This is a genomic window from Bartonella queenslandensis AUST/NH15, from assembly GCF_000312585.1.
Classification (GTDB): Bacteria; Pseudomonadota; Alphaproteobacteria; order Rhizobiales; family Rhizobiaceae; genus Bartonella; species Bartonella queenslandensis_A.
Genome location: NZ_HE998013.1, coordinates 132,814 through 135,965, shown reverse-complemented (window position 1 = coordinate 135,965; position 3,152 = coordinate 132,814). Strand labels below are relative to the sequence as shown.

Genomic DNA, 3,152 nt, shown 5'->3' with positions numbered 1-3,152 from the left:
GGATGCGTTTGGTGGTGTTGATCATTCATTCACAGAGCTTCATAAAGAGATTACGCAAAACACGACTGAGCTTTCTGAAAATATTAAGCAGAATGCGTTGTTGTGGAGTGATAAAGATCATGCGTTTGTTGCGACACATGGCACTGAAGATGATAAGAAAAACAGCAAGATCACATCTCTTGCGAATGGTCTTGTCGCTGAAGGTTCAACAGATGCGATCAATGGCTCTCAGCTTTATTCGATGAACACTACACTGGCGAGCTATTTTGGTGGGGGAGCTAAGTACGAGAATGGTCAATGGATCGCTCCAAACTTTAAGGTTTACACTGTCAGTGAGGATGGTAGTAAGGTTGAAGAGCAGAGCTATGATGATGTAGCAAAAGCCTTTGCAAGTGTTGGTAGCTCTTTCAGTAATCTTCATAATGAAGTGACGAATGCTGTCACGAATATTAACAATCAGATTAACCAAGTTGTTAGTGATAGTCTTGTTAAGCAAGATGATGTGACCAAGGTAATCAAGATAGGTGCGGAGAAAGAAGGTACAGAAATCAGCATCGCAAACAGTGACGGTGCAGAACGTCGTCTCACAGGTGTAAAAGCAGGAGCACTTACAGAAGCGTCGACAGAAGCCGTGAATGGTAGTCAGCTTTATTCCTTGCATCAGACGCTTGCGAGCTACTTAGGTGGCGGAGCTGGTTATGAAGAAGGTGCATGGACCGCTCCAAGCTTCAAAATAGTGAGCTTTAAAGAGGATGGAAGTTCTGAAGAGACAAGCTATGATAATGTTGCCGCTGCTTTTGCAGGTATGAATACTTCTTTCACGAAGCTTCGTCACGATCTTTCAGACAATATTGAGCAGAATGCGTTGTTATGGAGTGATGCGGATGGATCTTTTGTAGCACTTCATGGCAAAGGTTCAGAGAAGCAGAATAGCAAGCTGAGCCATCTTGTTGATGGAGATATTTCGTCTGGTTCGACAGAAGCGATCACGGGTAACCAGTTGTATCAGTTGAATCAAACGTTAGCACAATATTTTGGAGGTGGAGCCAGCTATCAGGGAGGACAATGGACAGCGCCTAAATTCGAAATAACGCAGTTCAAGAGCGATGGGAGTTCTTCTGAAAGTAAGAGCTATGATAATGTAGCGGATGCATTTGAAGGCGTTAATGATAGTTTATCAGGTATCAATGATCGTCTTAATACTGTAGCTGAGAATGTTTCTTCGAACAGTTTGAGTTGGAATGATGAGTTAGGAGGCTATGATGGTCGCCATAATGGAGGGGACAGTAAGATTACGCATGTGGCGGATGGTGAAATATCTGAAGGTTCGAAAGAAGTTGTGAATGGAGGTCAGCTTTGGGAGACGAACCAGAAAGTTTCAGCGGTTGAAAATCGTGTAGAAAACTTAGATCAACATGTTAAGGATGTTGAAAGTGCAGTTACGAATGGTGCCGTTAACTACGATAAGGATGCTGAAGGCAAGAAGACAAATAAGATTACGTTAGTTGGTGGCAATGAAAGTGATCCAGTATTGATAGACAATGTAGCGGATGGTCGTATTGAAAGTGGCTCAAAAGAAGCAGTTACAGGTGGTCAATTACATGATTATACGGAACAGCAGATGAAGTTGGTCCTTGATGATGCGAAGAAGTATACGGATGATCAGGTAAGTAGTCTTGTCAATAATGGTGTTAATGAGGCGAAATCTTACACGGATATAAAATTTGAGACGTTAAATTATGCCATTGAGGATGTCCGCAAGGAGGCAAGACAAGCGGCTGCTATCGGCTTGGCGGTATCTAACTTACGTTACTATGATATACCAGGATCTGTAAGTGTCTCATTTGGTAGTGGTTTGTGGCGCAGCCAATCTGCCTTTGCTATTGGTGCTGGTTATACTTCTGAAGATGGAAATATTCGCTCGAATGTATCTGTTACAAGTGCTGGAGGCCATTGGGGCATAGGCGCTGGGATTACTCTGAGGTTGAGATGATAATAGAAAAAATGATTATTATTTTAAACAAGAGAAGTATGTTAGTGAAGATTCTGTTCGCTTTTGCCTTAATAGGCAAAGGCGAAAGCTTTGCTAATGAGAATAATAGTATTTATACAATTCATCCTCCGCACTTATCGATACCTAAAGGAGAACCAGGTGAAACACGTCGAATTATTATGCAGTTTTATGACTGGACTTTAATTTGTGATGAAAAACAAAAGCTTAAGCTTAAGCAAGGTATATGTAATGTGACACAGACTGTTCATGATCAGGAAGGAAATACTATTTTTAGTTGGTCTCTTGTTTCTACGACAAATGGTCAAGCAGTGATGCTTTTTCGCACATTGCCAAATTCTGATATAAATGTTCCGATTCAAATGTTTGTGAAAGGTGTAAAAAAACCTGTTCTCATTCGTTATACGCAGTGTAATGAAACGGTTTGTTTGGCACAATCACCTGTAGGGCCGCTTCTTACTCAACAAATAGAACAGGATAATACAGTACGTATTTCCTATAAACTTAAAGAGGGAAAGGTATTTTCTTTTACTGTGCCATTTAAAGGGTTAAACGCAGCACTTAATTCTTTGCGCCCTTAGAAGTTCATTGAGAGTTTTTAACAAAAGTCATTTTTCCATAAATCATTGTGTTATATTTTAAAATGTAAATTATAAGGCGAAGTCAGTGAGAAGTTTTATGTAATGTGATAGAGAGGTGATTTATTCAAAAAAAAATGCGCATTTTATGAAGTTAAAGTCATCATAAGAGCTTTATATAATAGAAAATTAGGTTAGAGATTTTCCACAAATCTGAGAGAGTAATTGCGTTAGTTGTTAGCAATAAAAAGTTATCAGAAATACTCAATTTTAAATAAATAACAATATGGCTTCTTTACAATAAGGCGCAGGTTAAGCTCTTTTTTAAGGTTTCATATGGCTTTTTAGAACAGTCTGATTAGGCATTAATATTGTTCAATTGAAATGTTATAATAACAAGTAAATTTATAATCCTAGAAAATTTTTTGAACGATAGTTTTTCTTTGTATTCACGAGATAATGGCTACCGTAATTACATTTTGTAGGACCATGAAGCTTTTATTCTAGCAGAATCAAAACTATTTTGTTGCATATAACAAGTGAACCTTGTGTATGAATAACGC

General features: G+C 38.7%; 2 protein-coding genes. Both read left to right on the top strand.

Translation table 11 applies throughout. The features are described from left to right. A partial coding sequence (locus BN338_RS08665) for a Vomp family autotransporter (protein ID WP_156809280.1) occupies positions 1-1,993 on the top strand: 1,993 nt, incomplete at its 5' end. Beyond that, positions 1,990-2,592: an invasion associated locus B family protein gene (locus BN338_RS08660; RefSeq protein WP_039761076.1), complete on the top strand. Its 603-nt coding sequence runs from the start codon at positions 1,990-1,992 to the stop codon at positions 2,590-2,592. The genes BN338_RS08665 and BN338_RS08660, both read left to right, overlap by 4 nt. Positions 2,593-3,152: the final 560 nt, after the last annotated feature.